Raw genomic sequence first — 19,703 nt, 5'->3', positions numbered from 1 at the left:
TATGGTAACTTACAATACAATTGTAGTAGAGAAGGAAGGACATACAGCAATTATTACGATAAACAGGGCTTCCAAGCTTAATGCGCTTAATGCCGAGACGCTTTCGGATTTGAGCGATGCCTTGGATGGCTTGGCAGGAGAAGACAATGTACGGGGAATTGTGATTACGGGAGCTGGCGATAAGGCTTTTATTGCCGGTGCGGATATCCAGGAATTCGTTGGAATGGACGGATCTCAAGCGGTACAGCTGGCTGCGAAAGGGCAAGAAAAGGTAATGAATAAGATTGCTGATTATTCGAAACCGATTGTGGCTGCTATTAATGGCTTTGCACTTGGAGGGGGGCTTGAACTGGCGCTAGCTGCTCATATACGTATTGCCAGTCCCCGTGCTAAGCTAGGACTTCCAGAGGTATCTCTTGGGTTGATACCGGGATATGGCGGTACACAACGATTACCACAGCTTGTTGGAAAGGGGAGAGCCCTTGAAATGATTATGACGGGAGATATGATCGGAGCAGAAGAGGCGCTGAATTATGGATTGGTCAATTATGTGGCGGAAGAATCAGAGCTTCTCAAAAAATGTTTTACATTACTGGAACGTACGTATCTACGTTCTCCCAAAGCGATTGCAAAGGTGATCAAGGCTGTAAATACAGGTTTAGCAGAGCCGCAAATTGGGTTTCAGCAGGAGATAGCACTTTTTGGAGCTTCGTTCGATACCGACGAAGCGAAGGAAGGTATTCAAGCATTTTTAGAAAAAAGAAAACCTAATTTTTAGGAAGGTATTATTTGCGGTAAAGAATAGAATAATGATTGGTAAAGACGTTTTTTCGCAGAAGGAGAGGAATATTATCATTTTAATAATCATACTCGTATTGGGTGCGATTATTTTATATGCCATGAAGGGTATTTTTGGTGCGATATTGGGTACGATGGTGATGTATACCCTGTTCCGTAACTTGAATATATTTTTGATTGAGCGATGGAAATGGCCGAAGCCATTATCTTCAGTGGTCGTAATAATACTATCCGTTTTTATTATTGTTCTTCCTTTTGTTGGGATCGGGACGATGTTGGTCAATAAAGCGCTTGAATTGCAACGGAATCCCGCTTGGATCAATGATATTATTAATGCGATCAATACATTTGCGGGTGATAAATTGGGGAAACCTGATTTCTTGAAAGAACAAATTCAAGAGAGTGCGGCCTATTTTGGAGGGATGTTGACGGCTATTATTGGTGGGGCGGCTAATGCTTTTTTGGAGATATCGGTCATGTATTTCTTACTTTATTTCTTATTTGTGAATTACAAGGGATTTGAGAGCAGCTTAATACATTATCTGCCATTTGATGATGCTAGTGCCACTGTCTTTGGTGAAGAATTAAAGAATATTACTTATTCTAACATTATAGGTCAGACTTTTATTGCTATTGTACAGGGGATTTGTCTAGCTATAGGTTTTTATATTTTTGGTGTTAAAGATGGTTTATTTTGGGGTGTAATTTGTGCCATCCTGTCGTTTATTCCACTGTTAGGACCACCATTGATCTTTGTTCCGGCGGCTGCGGTTTTATGGTCTCAGGGAGCCGCCTGGCAAGGGGTCGGCATGCTGGTGTGGGGATTTGGGTTGGTTATCAATATTGATAATGTGCTGCGTCTGATTATTGCGAAGAGGGTTGGGGATATCCATCCTATTATTACGATTGTAGGTGTTATTATTGGTATTCCTTTATTTGGTATTATGGGCTTGGTATACGGCCCTTTGCTACTGGCCTATTTTCTGATTGCTGTAAGAATATATAAGGCCAATAAGCGATTATCTCTGCAGAAGAAGATACTGGAAGAAAGATTAGAGTAATCCTATCCTACAGCGTACCCTAACATATAATTTTGAAACTGTTCGTAATATACCTGAAAGGTAGATGTCTTACCGTCTTTATGTAAATCAAGGGTCATTACCCCTTGTGCTTTATAATTGAACGGGCGTATTGTCATATCGTGCAAAAAGGATACTCCTTTATTGCCCTGAAGCTTGTAGACTGCTTCTTTTGCGCACCAGCAAGCGTATAGCTGTAAGATTTCCTGCTCTGTACTGATGAAGGTCAGTTCGTTTGGTTTTAAAAATTTCTCTTTTATACGGAGTACCTTGTCTTTTACAATTTCGAGGTCCATGCCGCACTCGCCTTTGGTACTGAGCATGACTCCTGCATAGTCGAAGGAATGCGTCAGTGAAACTTTGTACGGATAATCTGGCAGATAGGGTTTGCCGTTTGAGTCTGAGGGACAATGTATATATTCATCGGTTTGTAAAAGGTAACGCAATAATACACGCGTGGCTAACCAGTGTAGTGTTCTTTTTCCTTTACTTAAATTGCGGAGGCGTTCCTTTTCATTGTCATCCAGCTGCAATTTGCTTAATAGCTCCTCGGCGGATTCCTCAATTTTCCATATTGCAAACTTTGTCGCACTGTCTAATTCACGGAGATATACCAAAGCCATATTTTAAAAATTAGGGGTTAGAAATCAAAAGTAGGAAGTAAAAAAATAAAGAGCAAGAGTCTTCTTGTAAAAGTCTATCGGAAAAAACTTGCTAGATGTCAGGCAATACCGTATTTTTGGTGTCCAGTCGGTAATCCTGACTGTTTGACAATTCTATATGATATTATCGGATAAAAGAATATTAGAGGAAATCGAAAACGGAACCATCGTTATCGAACCTTTTGATCGTAAATGTTTGGGTACAAACTCGTACGATGTACATCTGGGCAAGTATTTGGCAACTTATAAAGACACGGTGCTGGATGCGAAAAAGCATAATGAGATTACTCATTTTGAGATCCCCGAAGAGGGATATGTCCTAGAGCCGGGCACCCTGTATCTAGGGGTTACTATAGAATATACAGAAACGCATGGGCATGTGCCTTTTTTGGAGGGTAAGTCAAGTACGGGCCGCCTTGGAATCGACATACATGCTACCGCGGGAAAAGGTGATGTGGGTTTTTGCAATACGTGGACGTTAGAGATCTCGGTTGCACAGCCTGTCCGCGTTTATGCGGGAATGCCTATAGGGCAGCTGATTTACTTTGTTGTAGAGGGAGATATAGAAACATTCTACAATAGCAAAGGTAATGCTAAGTATAACAATAAGACGATCCGTCCTGTGGAAAGTATGATGTGGAAGAATGCTTTTTAGCATCCTTCCGCATCTTTATCCTCCAAATTCCATCAAATAAGCTTTTAGGAATTCATCAAGGTCACCATCGAGTACAGCCTGTGTATTGGATGTCTCTGTATTGGTGCGTAGATCTTTAATGAGCTTGTAGGGATGTAGTACGTAGTTGCGTATCTGCGATCCCCATTCTATTTTTTTCTTCGAGCCTTCGATAGCAGCGGTTGCTTCTTGACGTTTTCGCATTTCTATTTCATAGAGTTGAGATTTTAGTAAACGAAAAGCGTTCTCTTTATTTTGTAGCTGCGATCTGGACTCTTGATTTTTGATGATGATGCCTGTTGGTTTGTGGTGTAATCTTACCGCTGTTTCCACTTTGTTGACATTCTGTCCTCCGGCTCCGCCTGCCCGGAACGTGTCCCATTCTATCTCAGAGTCTTTTACGTCGATCTCGATGTTGTCATCAACAAGAGGATAGACATACACGGAGGCAAACGAAGTGTGGCGTTTGGCATTGGAGTCAAAGGGTGAGATCCGGACTAGCCGATGTACGCCATTTTCTCCCTTGAGATATCCATAGGCGAAGTTGCCGGAAAACTGCAATGTTACGGTTTTTATACCCGCTACATCACCTTCCTGATAGTCTTGCTCTGTGACTTTGCAGCCGTGTTTTTCTCCCCACATAATGTACATACGCATCAACATAGCGGCCCAGTCGCAGGATTCGGTTCCACCAGCACCAGCGGTAATCTGTAGAATGGCATCCAATTGGTCTTCGTCTGCACTTAACATGTTCTTGAACTCGAGTTCCTCGACATTGTTTAATGCGATCTCATATTGTTCTTGTACGTCTTGTTCGCTGGCATCACCCGCTTGGAAGAATTCAAACATAATGCCGAGGTCTTCGACAGAAGCCAAGACTTGGTCAAAATGGTCTGTCCATATTTTTAGGTTTTTAATCCCGTGAAGCACTTTTTCTGCTTCCTTTGGGTGATCCCAAAAAGTTGGTTGTAATGTTATTTCTGTGGCATCTGTTATTTCTGCTTTTTTGACATCGATGTCAAAGATGCCTCCTTAGGGAAGTTACTCTATCCCTCAAGTCCTGAATTTGTTCTCTGGTCATAGATTCAAAGGTAAGGATTAATTGTTAATGGTTAAGGATTAATGGAGGGTGTGTAATTAAAAAAAAGCAATTCTGTATTCGAGAATTAGAGCCATTTTATCTAAGTTTGGGAGTAACAAAAAAAGCAGACTTATGTTCCCGAAAATCAACTTTACTCAGACACAGGCCTACAAATATCTGGCGGATCATTATATATCTATTAATGAATATACATTACGGGATTTATTTGGCGCGGATTCACAACGGTTCACCAAGTTTTCTCTTCGCTTAGAGGACATCCTTTTGGATTATTCTAAAAATAGGGTGAATGAGCGTACTATGGCTTTGTTGGTCCAGCTAGCTAAGGAGTGTAACCTGGAGGAGGCTATTAAGGCTATGTTTGGCGGAGAAAAGATAAACGTAACGGAAGGACGTGAGGTGTTACACACGGCATTGCGGAACAAGTCTGGCCGTCCTGTTTTGGTTGAAGGTGAAGATGTGATGCCCAAAGTGAACGCGGTATTGGCTCATATGAAAGACTTTACCAATCGAATTCTCTCTGGAGAATGGCGTGGGTATACGGGGCTGGAGATCACCGATGTCGTTAATATTGGTATTGGAGGATCTGATCTGGGACCAGTAATGGTGACGGAGGCTTTAAAAGCTTATAAAACAAGGCTTGATATCCATTTTGTTTCTAATGTTGATGGTACGCATATGGCAGAGACTTTGAAGGGATTGAATCCAGAGACAACTTTATTCTTGATTGCTTCCAAGACATTTACCACACAAGAGACTATGGCCAATGCGATGTCTGCCAAAGCATGGTTTCTGAAATCTGGGGCGAAAGAGGGGGATGTCGCCAAGCACTTTGCAGCACTGAGTACCAATTCATCGGGAGTAGCTGCCTTTGGGATTGATACAGCCAATATGTTTGAGTTTTGGGATTGGGTAGGTGGACGTTATTCGTTATGGTCTGCTATTGGTTTGTCGATTTCATTGGGAATAGGTTTTGAAAACTTTGAACATCTTTTGGAAGGAGCCTATGTGGCCGACGAACACTTTAAAAATACTGATTTCGAACAGAATATTCCAGTAGTTTTAGGTCTTTTGGGTGTTTGGTATAATAATTTCTTCGATGCAGAGAGCCATGCTATCCTCCCTTATGACCAGTATCTGCACCGCTTTGCCGCTTATTTTCAACAGGGTGATATGGAGAGTAATGGGAAATATGTCGATCGTAACGGTAATCGGGTTGAATATCAGACGGGGCCTATTATTTGGGGAGAACCGGGGACTAATGGACAACATGCTTTCTACCAGCTGATACATCAAGGGACGAAACTAATTCCTTGTGACTTTATTGCGCCTGCGATTTCGCATAATCCTATAGGTAACCATCATCAGTTGCTATTATCAAACTTCTTCGCGCAGACGGAAGCTCTCATGAATGGAAAGTCGGAAGACCAAGTCGTGGCCGAGCTTGAGAAAACAGGTATGGATAAGGAAGCCATAGAAGCGTTGAAGAACTATAAAGTTTTCGAAGGGAATAGACCAACGAATTCTTTCCTATTGAAGAAGATCACACCACGTTCTTTAGGCACTCTGATCGCTCTTTATGAGCATAAAATTTTTGTACAGGGAGTTATTTGGAATATCTACAGCTTTGACCAGTGGGGAGTGGAGTTGGGTAAGCAACTTGCGAATACGATTCTTCCTGAATTGAAATCGGACGAAGAAGTGTCTAGTCACGACAGTTCAACCAACGGGCTTATTAACCAATATAAGAGTTGGAGGGATTAGTTTTATATAAATTAATTTTAAAGGGCCTCGGTGGATTTTTCGTCCAAGCCTTTCCATAACCCAGCGTAAGTAGTTATGTTAGGCGGTAAGCCCTGAATATGTCTTTCCAGTGATAAGTGTTAGCGTTGGAGCTTTTGTTTTAAACTTATTGGTATATACTGATTCTTTAAGCTAGTTCTCTCTTTTGTTTTAACAGCTACTTTTAGCTAATTTCAATAAGACTCTAATGCCATCTGGCTTTCTGTCAGAAGCCATGTGTTGTCAGTGTGATTCGCTTAGAGAGGTTAATAATATCGATCGCGAAGTATGGTCACGTATCCTTTGTTGATGTGGGTTTGCCTAGTTTCATCTTCAAATTTTAGGTAATAGAAGTAAGTTCCATCATTCAATCCCTGCCCGTTCCAATTATTTCTGTAGTTTTGAGCGTAATATACTTCGAACCCGAATCGGTTAAAAACGCGTAATTCAGCTGTTTTGAACAATTCAAGACCAATAATCTCGAAGGTGTCATTTTTGCCATCACCATTCGGAGTAAAAACATTGGGGATAAAGAAATTGACTATTTTTATAGTAGCGTGTGATTGGTTGTTGTTGAGGTTACCTTCCTTTTGCTTAGCGCTTACCTTAGTTATAGTTATGGCTTCACCAGCCTGCACACCTTTTAGTTGTATCCATTGGCTAAGGGCTGCGTGAGCTTTGAGCTCATCGATTTTCCAAACTAACCGACCTCTTTGGTTATCGAAAGAAATGGAGGTGCCTAGAACAGACAAAGCATCCACATAGACTAACTGCTTGGGGATTTCGAATTCAACAATCAGTTCATTGGCGGTGTTGTCACTGTTATTCAGCACTAGTAGCTGTTGGTTGAAGGATTGATCTTTCCATATAGTTGTCTTGTCGGGAAGATTACGGATCTCGATGTCGACTAGCTTTTCTTCTTCTGTAGGGTCGAAGATGATTTCAACCGGATCGGAAATATCGGAGTTGCAGTCTTCACCGAGAGCAATAACGGTATATATAGCGGCATCAGTCACGATAATACGCTGGTCATGCGAACCATTTATAGGTTCACCATTTTTGAACCAGATGAAGGAGGCCGCATGTGTGGCATCTGCACGCAGGGTTACTTTTTTACCTTTTATAATACGCAGGGTCTGTCCTTGTTGTGCCATAAGGCATTTTGATGCTGCTAAAAATAGCAGTATCAAAATGTTTAGGATTAAGGACAGACGATGCATATAGTAAATTAGAATTGAAGTGCAGTATTAATCTTGAACAGCTTCAATAGTAATGTGTGGTTTACCTGGAGCAGGAGTAACAAATACTTCGGTCGCGCTATTTTGATCAGTCCCACCGACCCATCCACGGTAAAGTGCATAAGTACGTTTACGAGCATTAGATGTTTCAGCCCCATCATAAGTCCTTTCTTTTACTGTGTATTCTACTTCCACAAAAAATTTATATTTTCCCACTTCTGCTATGCTAGGAGAGAAGCTATTACTTATACTTGTAACATCATTGCTTGCTCGTTGTTCAGCTCCTGCAAGATCAACTTTGGTGGCATCAATGGTAGAGTAATTTCCTCTAGCATCCGCTTTTACAGAATACCAAGTATATTTTAATTCGAAGCTTTCTAAAGTAGGAGAGCCAGTATACCCATCATATTTAATATCTGCTTGGAGCTCCACATTGTCTTGGTCTGAAGCTTCTGTCTCACAATATTGTAAGACACCCTTTCCTCCATCAGCACGCTTGGCATCAACTGTTAATTGCGGAAGAACGAATACTACAAATGTTTCTGAGTATTGCATACAGGTTTCATTTAGAGTAGTTCCAGCTGGAACAATATATCCCTGCACTTTGAAATAATGATAGCCTTGTGTTAAGCCTGTAACAGAAAGTTTGTTGTCATTTGTAGCTAAATATTCTTTCAGCCAACCTTCTGTTGCATTAAGTTCTGCATTATAAGTTGTTCCATCTTTTATTACACTATTATCCTGTCCCATATATGTCCAACGATAATGCGTAAAATCCTGTGCCGCTCTCGTCGGCGCCGGCGTAATTCCAGTAAAATCTTCCTGTCTACTAGCAACGAGCGTCAATCCCGAGCCAGGGTTATTTGGGTTATAGAAAAGTACAGCATTTGCTTCCTCATATTGTTTTTTTGTTTGATTAGTGAAATTTGCATTTGAAGCGTTACCACTTAATCCTAATAATGTTTCTCTTTCAGTAGCTCCGTGTGGAGATGTCGGGCCAACCTTTAACGGGCCTTTATCAATTGTTCCGTTGTTTGTTTGTCCAAAGGTGCTACCTGTTGTCGATAAAAACAAAGCCACTAGCCCTGTTTTAATCATTTTCATTGTTTTCATAGGGGTTATTTTTGAAGTTTGGTAATGTCTTAGTTTATTACATTTGTTATAGTAACGTGCGGTTTGCCTAGCTTGGGAGTAACATTGAGCACAGCATCAGCGGAGTAAATTGTTTGCGGACAACTTTGATTCCCTCCGGTAATTGCTACTCTGTACCTTCTTCCATCATCGCTTAATGACACATTAGGCAATGTTACTTCCTGTAAATTCGCTCCAGAGATATCTGACCAAGTTTTTTCATTTAAATATTGCCACTGGTAGGTTAGTGTTCTGTCTCCTGTTTGGACAGCAATAACTGAGAACTTTGCTTGATCTCCTTCGCATATAGTGGTGTTTTTAGGTTGAGCGGATTCCATTCCTGAAACTTCTGGTGCAGAGGGAGCAAGAGAAACATCGTGGATTCTCAAACTTCCGGCTAAAATGCCACCTCCAATGTCCAATGTTGTATTAAATCTGACTTTTATTCTATCAAACCTCTGATTTGGTCTAATAGTAAACTCCATAGGAATGGTATAATTATCACCTAATACAGGAATACCCAACAAGTCTAATCCAAGAATATCTTCACTTAATTGGATTGGCGATCCAACTGATGATTCAACATCGTATGCCTGAAAGCTAATGCTATTTAATAGAGCAACATTCAACAAGCCTACTGGTAATGACACTCTAAACCTCACCTTGTCAATAGCAGTTGCTAAATGATTGAAAAAGAAAGTTTGTGAAACGTAGTTGCCAACAGATAATAATCCAGGGGTTAATGCTGAAAACGAGGTTTTATCGTCATCAATAGCGTTTGATGGATTAGTTAGAATTTTACCAAGATTCAATAGTTTTATAGCAGATAAATTAACATTGAGGCCACTTTGTTCTCCTGGATCGGTGAATATTGGTTTAAGATCACAAACTGTTCCTGTTTCAAGTTGAAATACGTTGTATACTCTAAGTGTAGTAGATGATATATCTACCACCGTAAGAACAGTATTTGGCATTTCTACACTTAGACGAGCGGCGTTAAATGTCTGTCCCATTGGCGGAATGACCGATAGATAGTATTCACCATGTTTATCTATCAAGAGTTGATCTTTCGTGTTTGGCAGAGGTGTACCAAAATTAGGGTTGGGAAAAATGCCTGAAGTAGGGTTGGTAGCACCAGCAAATAATTCACCTTTTATTGAAACCCCTTCGACGAGTCCTAATAAAGTACCCAAGTCAATAGAAAGACCTTGTGTTGTTGGTTTTTCCTTCAGCTTAAAATAAACTGGCTTATTGATTTGTAGATGATTGTTACCTGTATTTCTTATATGGAGTCTCACATCACCTTGTCCTAGAGGTAAACCTAACGCAATCACCTTCTCTGCTCTTAAGGATGCATATGTATTTTCTGTTGCGTTGGCAGCATGTTCAGGATTATCTAATTTAGCCCCGCCAGTGCCTAACAGGCCGCTGTTGTATATTCCGCTATTGCTGCTAGGGTTTACAGCTCCAGTCAAATACGCTCTTGTTTGCCCACGCCCCATCTGGGGCCCGTATAATAGCAAAGTAAGTATAATCATGTAGTTATTACATATGCGCACTCTTTGCATATCGCTCTTCAAAAAATAAACGAAGTAGTTAATAATATACGTTTTTCATATAGGTGCCTAGGAATGCTCATTGTTTGCCTTTTGGAACCTTCTTTCCTTGTCAAAAGTATATATTTTTTTTAAAAAAATAAAATATATAATTGTAGATGATGCAATATTTACTTGGCTAGTAGTTGTAGCGGGTTTAGTCATATGGATTTGTTATGTTGAGAAGAACACGATAAAAAAAGGGCATTTTCAGAAAATGCCCTTTTCGCTATAAATGAGATTTAACTTTATTTTTTTACAAGTTGTACATAATCCTTCATCACTTTCATGCTCTCGTCCAATATGAAATCAAATTCGACTTTTGGCTGTGGCTGTCCCTCTTTCCAAAGTGGCATGTTGTGTATTTCCAATAATTTGTTGATACGCGCTCTGTTTTTTACCTTGTTGGCATCACGTTCTTTCTTGAGTTTTTCTTGATTCAGGCTGATCTGCGCTATAGAGTCAGATTTGTTGAATTCTTCGATATCTTCTAATAAGAACTTATACTCTGGAGATTTTTCCATACGTTTCATATGGATATCCTGAAGTTGTTTGGTTGTGCCTTTCAGGTCTGCAAGCTTGTTAAATGTCGTGCCTTTGATCTGATCCCAAGGAAGAGCTGCTGGTTCTGAGCTTTCGCCGAACTTTTCCGCTCCATATTGGGTAGGAAATGTGACATCAGCATCGACTCCTTTATGTTGTGTACTACTTCCGTTAACACGGTAAAACTTGCCAATAGTAACATTGATCTGCCCAAATTCGGGAGCGCCTGTTGGCGTGTCTGCATCTTTGTCAGCGCCTGCAGCTTTTAATAACAACTTATTTGTAGGGCTGATAAAGCGGGACATTTGTACCGCGGATTGTACGGTTCCTTTTCCGTAAGACGTGGAGCCTAGAATAATCCCCCGACCATAATCTTGGATTGCGCCTGCAAAAATTTCTGAGGCTGAAGCTGAGAAGCGGTTGATGATTACACCGAATGGACCTGTCCATATAGCACCAGGATCTTTGTCTTGTTCAACTTCTACACGGTTGTTTGTGCTACGCACTTGTACAACAGGACCCTTGTCGATGAATAGCCCTGTAAGTTCGATAGCCTCCTGTAGGGAGCCTCCTCCGTTGTTGCGTAAATCTAAAACTACAGCATCTACATTCTCTTTACGTAGAGAATCTAATATCAAACGAACATCACGTGTCGTGCTTTTGTAATTTGGATCTCCTTTACGATATCCTTCGAAATCAATATAGAATTTAGGTAGGTTGATGACCCCGATGCGGTAATCTTTGCCATCATCTCCTTTTACGGTTTTAATACTTTTTTTAGCAGATTCTTCTTCCAAGACGATTTTTTCTCGGGTCAACTTTACAATAGTCGGTTGGGCCGATATATCTTGTCCTGCAGGAAGGATTTTTAAACGTACGATCGTACCTTTAGAGCCTTTGATCTTTGCTACTGCAGCATCTAGTCTCCAGCCTACGATATCTTCAAACTCACCATCATTGCCCTGAGCTACAGCGATAATACGGTCATCCATTTTTAAGGTTTTTTCTTTGAATGCTGGACCACCTGCAATGATCTCTTTAATGGTGACCATTTCATTTTCCATTTGTAGACGTGCTCCTATTCCTTCCAAGGTGTTGGACATGCCTTCATTGAATGCTTGTGCAAACGAAGGGTTGTAGTAGGTGGTGTGAGGGTCGATGGCATCTGTAAATGAGGACATGATCAGTTGGAATGCATCATTGGCATTCGTTTTCTTTGCTTGAGAAATCAAATTATTGTATCGTTTGCGAAGTGTCTCTTTGTGTTTGTCATCTTCGTTTTTCCCATCCGCAGTCGTCATTTTAAGATTCAAGAGGTCTAGCTTTACCCTTTTACGCCACTGATCTTTGAGTTCTGCGTCGGACTTAAACCAGTTCAGTTTTTCCCGATTATTGGTATAGTTTTCGTCTTTGTCAAAATTATGGACAACATCTACCTGAGTCAGTGCATACTCCATAGCATCTAGGTAGCGCTGGGAGTAAATGTTGAAAATATAGAAGGGAGCAGAAAGATCCCCTTTTTTCATGTCTTGACTAATGGTGTTTTTGTATTTGTTAATGTCTTCAATATCAGACTGGAGCAGGTAATTTTTGCCCTGGTCGATCATTTTTATCAAGTTGTTGAAAACGATATTGGAAAGCGAATCACTGGCTCCGACTTTTTTATAACTAAAGTTCTCTAATATACCAACCACTTCTTTTGCAATAACCTCATGCTGCAAGGTTGGTTTGATCTTGATCCCCCCTTCTTCGAGCTGTACGCGTGGTTTTGAACCGCAGGCTACAACTGAAATCAATGCTAATCCAATTATTAAATTTCTAAACATATAGATTGTTTTATTAAGATTCATCGTCAAAAAATAACGCAAAAAATGGTAAAGATCTTGCGAAGGCTAAAAATAGTTAAAAAAATACACAAGCGGAGGCCTCATTGCTGTAATTAATTTATAAACAAGGTAAAAAGCATGTGACTTTTCTAAAATAATTCTTTTCTGATCTTCCAATAGTGCTCCAATTGTTTTTCAGCGTCATCAATTTTATTCTCTTGTAAACTAATTCGCCCCAGTTTTTCTACTATGGCAAGTTGTAAATATCTGTTGTCTTCTTTCTTGGCCAACTCATAGGCTGAGACTAGTTCTTTCTTGGAGATACTTAGGTTTTTTTGTACATACTTGGACGAGGCTAACATGAACTCTATCTCGGCCAGATCGTTTTTAAATTCCTTGTTCACGGCCAGGTCGCGGGCTTGAATAAGAAACCATTGTGCTTCAGTGTGCTTATTCTGCATTTGATAGATTTCAGCCAGTATGAGCCACGCAATGGTTTTGCCTTCATAAGACTTGGCTTTATTGAAAAGAGGTACTGCTTTTCGAATGATTGTGTTTTCGGCGGATTGGTAATCTTTGTCGTAAGCCTGTATTAAAGCGATCTTAACCAGTGAGCTGGCTTGGTCGACAATGCTTTTATTGAAGACAGCTTGATTATAATAAGCTTCTTCATGGGCTCCAGCTTCTACATAGTTTTGGTTATACACTAGCAAAGATGATAGATTGGACTGTATTATGCCTACTTCGTTGGTGTTTTGCTGAGCTAAGGCCTGTAGTAATGCTGATTCTAATATACCTACAGCTTGGCTTGTTTCTTTTTTGAGCACTCGTAGTTTGGCATACTCGTTGAGGATTCCCGTGGTGATGGCATAGTTCTTTTGTTCAGTATATTGGTTGACTATCGTGTTCCAGTCGGATGTACTTCGTGGCATCGGGGTCAACAGTTGTAGGACAGTGGCATTATTGGATGTACTTTTCCACGCCTCGATCAGTCTAAGGTACTGTAAGGCACGCTGTATAGAGTCCTGAAAGTTCACAATCTCCATGTAGCTGTCTCTTATTTTTTCTTCTTTGGTCCGTGGAGGAGGCAGTACGTATACCTTTGGTCCGATACCATCAAAGTTAATATCGTATTTGAGTATGAAGCCGGCAGGATCCAAGGGTTTGTGTTGAGCGAATGTCGGAGTCGCTATTAAAGTCCCGAGTAGGGGTATAGACAGAAATGTCAGTTTTATAGCGTTATATATATGTGTCATTATTCAAACGTAATTAAATTCTTTGGATTGTAAAACAGTTAAATCGTCAAAGTAGGGCAATGATTATGCCTTTCTACAAATTCCGTACCTTTGTGGATCAAAATAGAGCGATTATGGCAACACGAATACCTCTGGCAGAACGGCTTAGACCTCGTAAATTACAGGATTATGTAGGTCAACAACATATTATAGGTGAAGATGCAGTACTCTATCATGCATTGCAGCGAAAAAATATTCCTTCAATGATTCTTTGGGGGCCTCCTGGTGTTGGAAAGACCAGTTTGGCTAATTTGATTGCAAAAGAGTTGGGGCGACCTTTCTTTAGCCTCAGTGCTATCAAATCTGGAGTAAAAGAAGTTCGCGAGGTGATTGACAAGGCTGATCAATTGATGAATTTTAATCAAGAGCAGCCCATTTTATTTATTGATGAGATTCATCGTTTTTCGAAGAGTCAGCAGGACTCTCTGTTGGGGGCGGTGGAGCGTGGATTGGTGACATTGATCGGTGCTACGACTGAAAATCCCTCTTTTGAAGTGATATCAGCACTTTTGAGCCGCTGTCAAGTCTATGTTTTAGAAAATTTGGAGGCCGAAGATCTGATTGGGCTTCTTCAGAAAGCGATTGCGGAAGATGAGTTCCTTAAAAAGGATAATATCGTAATAAAAGAATATGACGCTTTATTGCGCTTGTCGGGCGGGGATGCACGAAAACTGTTGAATGTTTTCGAATTGGTGGTGGATGCTGCGGTACCTTATAATACGCCGATTACTAACGACTTTGTGCTTAAACAGGTGCAACAGAATATGGCACGCTATGATAAGACGGGGGAGCAACATTATGATATTATATCCGCATTTATCAAATCTATTCGAGGTTCTGATCCCAATGCTGCGGTGTATTGGTTGGCACGAATGATCGAAGGCGGAGAAGATCCTTCGTTTATTGCACGACGACTGCTGATATTGGCTTCGGAAGATATTGGTAATGCTAATCCGAATGCACTTTTACTGGCAAACAGTTGCTTTCAAGCGGTAAATGTAATCGGATGGCCTGAGTCTCGTATTATACTGGGGCAGACGGTTACCTATCTGGCTTCTTCTGCGAAAAGTAACGCATCTTATGAGGCCATCAACAAGGCGCAAGCATTGGTCCGACAGACGGGAGATCTGTCTGTGCCGCTGCATCTGCGTAATGCTCCTACCAAATTGATGAAGGAACTGGACTATGGGACGGAATATAAATATTCGCACGCGTATCCCGGGAATTTTGTAGAGCAGGAATTTATGCCTGATCAGCTCCAGGGGAATAAGCTCTATGAGCCTGGAAACAATGCTGCTGAAGATAAATTGCGGCTTTCGTTGCGGACGAAATGGAAAGAGAAATACCGATATTGATTTTATTTTCGCAGATTACTTTATACTTTTGTCAGAGATGAATACATTTACAACGATTGACTTTGAGTTGGCAACTTCGGATTATACGAGTGTATGTGCAGTGGGGGTCGTCAATGTCGTTGACGGGCAGATTAGTAATGAGTTTTATAGTCTTGTGCGGCCGCCTCAGAACAAGTATATGTGGCAAACAACCCGCGTGCATGGTATCAAAGCAAAAGATACGGCAGGGGCGCCTAGCTTTTTAGATTTGTACCCCAGTCTAGAGCCGTTGCTCACTAGGCAATTTATGGTTGCGCACAACGAGTCTTTTGATAGAGCTGTCCTACAACGGACCATGAGTCTGTATAATTTGGATTATAAAAAACTCAAGCTTCCAGAGACTTGGGCTTGTACTAGTAATATCTACCGTGAGAAAGGATTTGTTAAAACTAAACTTAGTATTTGTTGTGAGTTAATGGGAATTCCTTTGGAACATCACGATGCTCTTTCTGATGCTCGGGCATCAGCTTTACTTTTTCTAAAACAAGATTTTATTCCTCCAGCACTTTTACTATAGTTCAGGGGGATAGTTTATATCAGATTATGGCAAGTATTATTAATGTTATATTATCCGGGGGAGTTGGTTCTAGATTGTGGCCGTTGTCTCGTAAGGCACGCCCTAAACAGTACATCCCACTATTTGAGGGGCAGTCTTTATTCGAATTGACTGTAGCTCGGAATCAAGGCGTTGTCGATCGTACCATTATGGTCGGTAGTATACAAAACGTGGATCTTGCAAAGCCTTACTTGCCTGAGCACAAGAGTCAGACGATTGTCGAAGCTAGTCCTCGTAACACTGCAGCTGCAATTGCTTTTGCTGCTTTTGCTTGTAATCCCGATGATATTTTGATTGTGACCCCTTCGGATCATCTTATCGAAAATCAAACACAGTACGAAGCCGTACTGAAGCAAGGGGTTGAGATGGCTCAGCAAGACTATTTGGTCACATTTGGCATACAGCCGAATCGTCCAGAGACTGGTTATGGATATATCGAATACGAAGATAATTATGTGCTGTCTTTTAGGGAGAAGCCCAATTTGGAGACAGCAAAGGAGTTTTTAAAGAGAGGGAATTTTCTGTGGAATTCGGGAATATTCTGCTTTAAAGCCTCTATTTACTTGGAGGAGCTTTTCCGTTTTGAACCGAAAGTGTTTCGTGCCTCCAAAGAAGTGTTTGAAGCCTCGCATCATGGGGTACTATCAGAGGAGCTTTCTGCAAAGATTCCTTCCAAAAGTATAGACTATGCTGTGATGGAGCGTAGCGAGCGGATCAAGGTTATCCCTTCGCAGTTTGTATGGTCTGATATGGGGTCTTACGACTCACTGTACGATTATCTTAAAGTAAAAGGTCATGCTGTAGATTCTGCGGGGAATATGGTAATAGGAACGGACAAGTATGTCTCGTTTGTCGGGGTACAGGATACCATATTGGTTTATACAGAAGATGCTCTTCTTGTGGTCAAAAAACAGGCCTCTCAGGATGTCAAACATTTGTATGAAGAGTTAGAGCACGGAGCCTCACCATTGTTATAGTTTAGATGTCGTATCCAGATACAATAGCCGTTATCGGACAGGGGTATGTAGGACTACCCCTTGCATTGGCTTTTGCAGCTTACTATTCGGTATTGGGATACGATATTTCTCCTGCTCGCGTAGAGGCTCTCAATCAGGGCAAAGACCGTACACTAGAGGTGGAAGAACTACTCCTGCGGGAGATGTTAGCGCTAGCTGTCGAACAACCAGGAAGACGAGGCTATCAAGCTACTAGTGAACTGCGTGATATAGCGCATGCTAAAGTTTATATCATCACGGTACCCACGCCTATAGATGAGTTTAATGCTCCAAACCTTAGCTTTTTACAACAGGCATCATTCGAGATTGGTCAGGTGTTGAAGCCTGGAGATATTGTGATCTATGAGTCGACCGTGTATCCGGGATGTACAGAGGAGGAGTGTGTGCCTATTTTGGAACAGACTTCTAAACTTCGTTTTAATATCGACTTTTTTGTGGGCTATTCCCCGGAGCGGATCAATCCAGGAGATAAGATCAATACTTTGAAGCAGATTGTAAAAGTAACTTCTGGCTCGACACCTGCAGCAGCCGAAGAGATTGATGCGCTTTACCGTACCATAATCAGCGCTGGTACATATAAAGCTCCGTCAATTAAGGTCGCAGAGGCCGCTAAGGCAATCGAGAATGCACAGCGGGATGTTAATATTTCGTTTGTCAATGAGTTGGCGCTGATCTTTGATCGGATAGGAATCGATACGCATGATGTGCTGGATGCTGCTGCGACGAAGTTTAATTTTCTTAAATATAAGCCAGGTTTGGTGGGGGGGCATTGTATATCAGTGGATCCTTACTATTTGGCACACAAGTCTTCACAGTTGGGATATCACCCAGAGGTAATCCTTTCTGGACGGCGGGTCAATAACCGAATGGCGGAGTTTGTCGCTTCTAAAGTAGTCAAGTTGATGTCTCAAAAGCATATTGCGGTCAAAGATGCTAAGGTGTTGATCCTGGGACTCACATTCAAAGAGAATTGTCCGGACGTACGTAATACTAAAGTCCTGGATATCTATGAAGAGCTCAAAGAGTATGGAGCCGTCCCTATGTTGTATGACCCCTGGGCTGATGCAGAAGAAGTTAGACGTGAGTATTTGATAGAGCTCTTGGTTAGACCCGAAGGGTGCTATGATGCGGTTATTTTGGCTGTTGCACACACGGAGTTCTTGGACTTGGATGTTCGCTCTCTTTTAGCGGATAAAGCAGTGGTCTTTGATTGTAAATCTGTATTGGATCGCACGATTGTGGATGCGCGGCTCTAGATAGGCGATAGGTCTGTTGCTTTTATGTCGGCAAGCGCCTTGTATGTCGGCAGCTCGGTTTTATTTCTGTCATTTTGCGCTTGGTTTTCGTTAAACTTAAAAGAGTTTTTTACTTTTATGTTATGTAAGGCCTTTATGGTTTTGCAGTACCTGTTAAAAGCATTATTAATGGAATACGGCATACGATATGTTGTGGGGGCGGATTTAAGCCCCAAAGCAAATGATCTTGCATTAAAAAAGGAACATTATACTTTATTGTTTATTAAGGATGCCGGTTGTAGTCTTTATTTCAATCAGGTTCTTTTGGATTTTCCGGCTAATAGCTTAATATTTGTTCCTTTCGGTACCTTGCTCAAGAGTAACCCAAAAGAATCTCGGGAATTTGTACTTATTTATTTTACAGAATCGTTTTTTTGTCGTAGTGAATGGGATTGTAACTTTCTTCAAAATTTCTTCAGTACGTCAGTAGATAGCTCTACTTACCGGTTTTTGTCGGTCCCAGATGAATACCTTTTTTATTATGAATTTGTGCGTACGCATCTGGAAATGGCTAGGAAGCAAAGTCCTGAATCCATCCAGCATGTTTTGGCATTTAATATCATTAAGCAAATCTTATTACTGGGGGAAGTCTATTTGGGAGATCGGGATAGCGCAAGATTCATGGGGGAAAGTGAGTCCGCTATGGTTGTGAATCGTTTTCAACAGCTTATCATAGAGCATGTTTCTAAAGAGAAACATGTGTCCTATTATGCCGACTGTCTTAAGGTAAGTCCGAGAAAGCTAGCTGCATATACCAAAGAGGTGGCAGGGAAGACTCCGAAAGAACTCATCACGGATGGATTGGTGCGTGTCGCTAAACGTCTGTTGGCTAATTCAAAGCTCAGTATAAAGCAGATCGCTTGGCAACTTGGCTATACTGATGAAAATAATTTTAGCGCTTTTTTTTCAAAAGAAGCAGGGGAGAGTCCCAAAAAGTATCGTAATAACTGGAAAAAGTAGCGAAGCGTATTTAATTTTATGATTTGTATCACAGTCTATAAAATAATGGGTTAAAAATTCTTTTTGGTCTGATTTTAGCGTTATTTTTACACAAAGTGCTATACTATGAAAGCTTTATTGACCACGATATTACTTCTTGCAACTGTTGTTGGGACGGTCGGTGCCCAGACTAATGTCCGTCTTAACATTGTCCTTAATCATGTGCAAAATCTTACTGTACATCCCGAGCAGAATGCAGTTACATTGACCTATAATGATTTGGAGGATTATAGGAGAGGTGTTGAGGTGGTCAAAAACTCACATTTGACTGTTTTTAGTACTGGGGCATATGAAGTCAAGGTCAAGCTTGCCAATGAAGAGTTCGTAAAGCTAGGGGGACAACCGACCGACCGACTGCTTATGCCACATATAAAGATAAAGGCCAGACCAGTTGCAGCAGGTCAAAAGGTCAGTTTGACTACCGGTGAGCTAAGTACAGTCGGTGGACGGATTATCTCGTCAGCTGGACCTGCATTTGATGTCGCCTATGATGTGACTTATCAAGGGCCTGGTGGCGAGGAACTCATTCGCTATGCCGAACAAAACAAAAGTGTCGTTTTTACTAACGATGTTCTTTACAGTATTGAGACCCGTTAAGGGATAACCAGCCCATTTCTGTAGCTTTTAAGCCACATCTTGTAGTGTAAAAACTACAAATAACAACTACTGCATTTTTTCATATCTTTTGCGCCTAAAATCATATTTTATGGCCCTTTTCCGTG

General features: G+C 41.1%; 17 protein-coding genes. 10 read left to right on the top strand and 7 right to left on the bottom strand.

What is annotated here, in order from left to right; all coding sequences use genetic code 11:
- Position 1: 1 nt before the first annotated feature.
- Together M472_RS23665 and M472_RS23660 are read left to right on the top strand one after the other, a co-directional pair.
- Positions 2–778 carry an enoyl-CoA hydratase-related protein gene (locus M472_RS23665; protein WP_021068279.1) on the top strand — a complete coding sequence of 259 codons (777 nt, stop codon included), beginning with the start codon at positions 2–4 and terminating at the stop codon, positions 776–778.
- A gap of 31 nt (positions 779–809) precedes the next feature.
- Positions 810–1,859 carry an AI-2E family transporter gene (locus M472_RS23660; protein WP_021068278.1) on the top strand — a complete coding sequence of 350 codons (1,050 nt, stop codon included), beginning with the start codon at positions 810–812 and terminating at the stop codon, positions 1,857–1,859.
- Positions 1,860–1,861: 2 nt separating this feature from the next.
- Here M472_RS23660 and M472_RS23655 read toward each other — a convergent pair whose 3' ends face one another.
- Positions 1,862–2,500 carry a 4'-phosphopantetheinyl transferase family protein gene (locus tag M472_RS23655; protein ID WP_021068277.1) on the bottom strand — a complete coding sequence of 213 codons (639 nt, stop codon included), beginning with the start codon at positions 2,498–2,500 and terminating at the stop codon, positions 1,862–1,864.
- 157 nt (positions 2,501–2,657) lie between these two features.
- Between M472_RS23655 and dcd the strand changes: the two genes are divergently transcribed.
- On the top strand, positions 2,658–3,194 hold the full coding sequence (dcd, locus tag M472_RS23650) for a dCTP deaminase (protein WP_021068276.1): 537 nt from the start codon (positions 2,658–2,660) through the stop codon (positions 3,192–3,194).
- A gap of 15 nt (positions 3,195–3,209) precedes the next feature.
- Here the strand turns inward: dcd and prfB are convergent.
- Positions 3,210–4,293, bottom strand: a protein-coding gene (prfB, locus tag M472_RS23645; protein WP_144062606.1) for a peptide chain release factor 2 whose coding sequence is annotated in 2 segments (ribosomal slippage) — positions 3,210–4,232 and positions 4,234–4,293 — 1,083 coding nt in all. Because the reading frame shifts where the segments join, the coding sequence is not laid out codon by codon here.
- Between the two features lie 132 nt (positions 4,294–4,425).
- Between prfB and pgi the strand changes: the two genes are divergently transcribed.
- Positions 4,426–6,075, top strand: a complete 1,650-nt coding sequence (gene pgi / locus M472_RS23640) for a glucose-6-phosphate isomerase (protein ID WP_021068274.1) — start codon at positions 4,426–4,428, stop codon at positions 6,073–6,075.
- 284 nt (positions 6,076–6,359) lie between these two features.
- Here the strand turns inward: pgi and M472_RS23635 are convergent, their stop codons facing one another.
- From M472_RS23635 to M472_RS23610, 5 genes are all read right to left on the bottom strand, one after another.
- Positions 6,360–7,247: a T9SS C-terminal target domain-containing protein gene (locus M472_RS23635; RefSeq protein ID WP_021068273.1), complete on the bottom strand. Its 888-nt coding sequence runs from the start codon at positions 7,245–7,247 to the stop codon at positions 6,360–6,362.
- A gap of 93 nt (positions 7,248–7,340) precedes the next feature.
- Positions 7,341–8,444, bottom strand: coding sequence for a hypothetical protein (locus M472_RS23630; protein WP_144062605.1), 1,104 nt, complete (start codon positions 8,442–8,444; stop codon positions 7,341–7,343).
- A 29-nt stretch (positions 8,445–8,473) separates the two neighbouring features.
- On the bottom strand, positions 8,474–9,964 hold the full coding sequence (locus M472_RS23625; RefSeq protein WP_021068271.1) for a hypothetical protein: 1,491 nt from the start codon (positions 9,962–9,964) through the stop codon (positions 8,474–8,476).
- Positions 9,965–10,305: 341 nt separating this feature from the next.
- Complete coding sequence (locus M472_RS23615; RefSeq protein ID WP_144062604.1) at positions 10,306–12,426, bottom strand: carboxy terminal-processing peptidase; 2,121 nt, start codon at positions 12,424–12,426, stop codon at positions 10,306–10,308.
- Between the two features lie 149 nt (positions 12,427–12,575).
- Positions 12,576–13,682 (bottom strand): tetratricopeptide repeat protein, encoded by a 1,107-nt coding sequence (locus M472_RS23610; protein ID WP_021068268.1) that lies wholly within the window; start codon positions 13,680–13,682, stop codon positions 12,576–12,578.
- A 113-nt stretch (positions 13,683–13,795) separates the two neighbouring features.
- Between M472_RS23610 and M472_RS23605 the strand changes: the two genes are divergently transcribed.
- From M472_RS23605 to M472_RS23585, 6 genes are all read left to right on the top strand, one after another.
- Positions 13,796–15,076 carry a replication-associated recombination protein A gene (locus tag M472_RS23605; RefSeq protein WP_031301218.1) on the top strand — a complete coding sequence of 427 codons (1,281 nt, stop codon included), beginning with the start codon at positions 13,796–13,798 and terminating at the stop codon, positions 15,074–15,076.
- Positions 15,077–15,113: 37 nt separating this feature from the next.
- Entirely contained in the window at positions 15,114–15,632 is a 519-nt protein-coding gene (locus tag M472_RS23600; protein WP_021068266.1) for an exonuclease domain-containing protein, read from the top strand.
- A 26-nt stretch (positions 15,633–15,658) separates the two neighbouring features.
- Entirely contained in the window at positions 15,659–16,648 is a 990-nt protein-coding gene (locus M472_RS23595) for a mannose-1-phosphate guanylyltransferase (protein ID WP_021068265.1), read from the top strand.
- Positions 16,649–16,653: 5 nt separating this feature from the next.
- Positions 16,654–17,943, top strand: coding sequence for a nucleotide sugar dehydrogenase (locus M472_RS23590; RefSeq protein WP_021068264.1), 1,290 nt, complete (start codon positions 16,654–16,656; stop codon positions 17,941–17,943).
- A gap of 168 nt (positions 17,944–18,111) precedes the next feature.
- A complete protein-coding gene (locus M472_RS44280) occupies positions 18,112–18,942 on the top strand; it encodes a helix-turn-helix domain-containing protein (RefSeq protein WP_158499851.1) in 831 nt (276 codons plus the stop codon).
- Between the two features lie 105 nt (positions 18,943–19,047).
- The gene (locus M472_RS23585; protein WP_021068262.1) at positions 19,048–19,578 is read left to right on the top strand and encodes a hypothetical protein; all 531 of its coding nucleotides are present in this window, start codon (positions 19,048–19,050) and stop codon (positions 19,576–19,578) included.
- Positions 19,579–19,703: the final 125 nt, after the last annotated feature.

The organism is Sphingobacterium paucimobilis HER1398 (assembly GCF_000416985.1).
Classification (GTDB): Bacteria; Bacteroidota; Bacteroidia; order Sphingobacteriales; family Sphingobacteriaceae; genus Sphingobacterium; species Sphingobacterium paucimobilis.
This window is presented reverse-complemented; position numbering and strand designations above follow the sequence as displayed.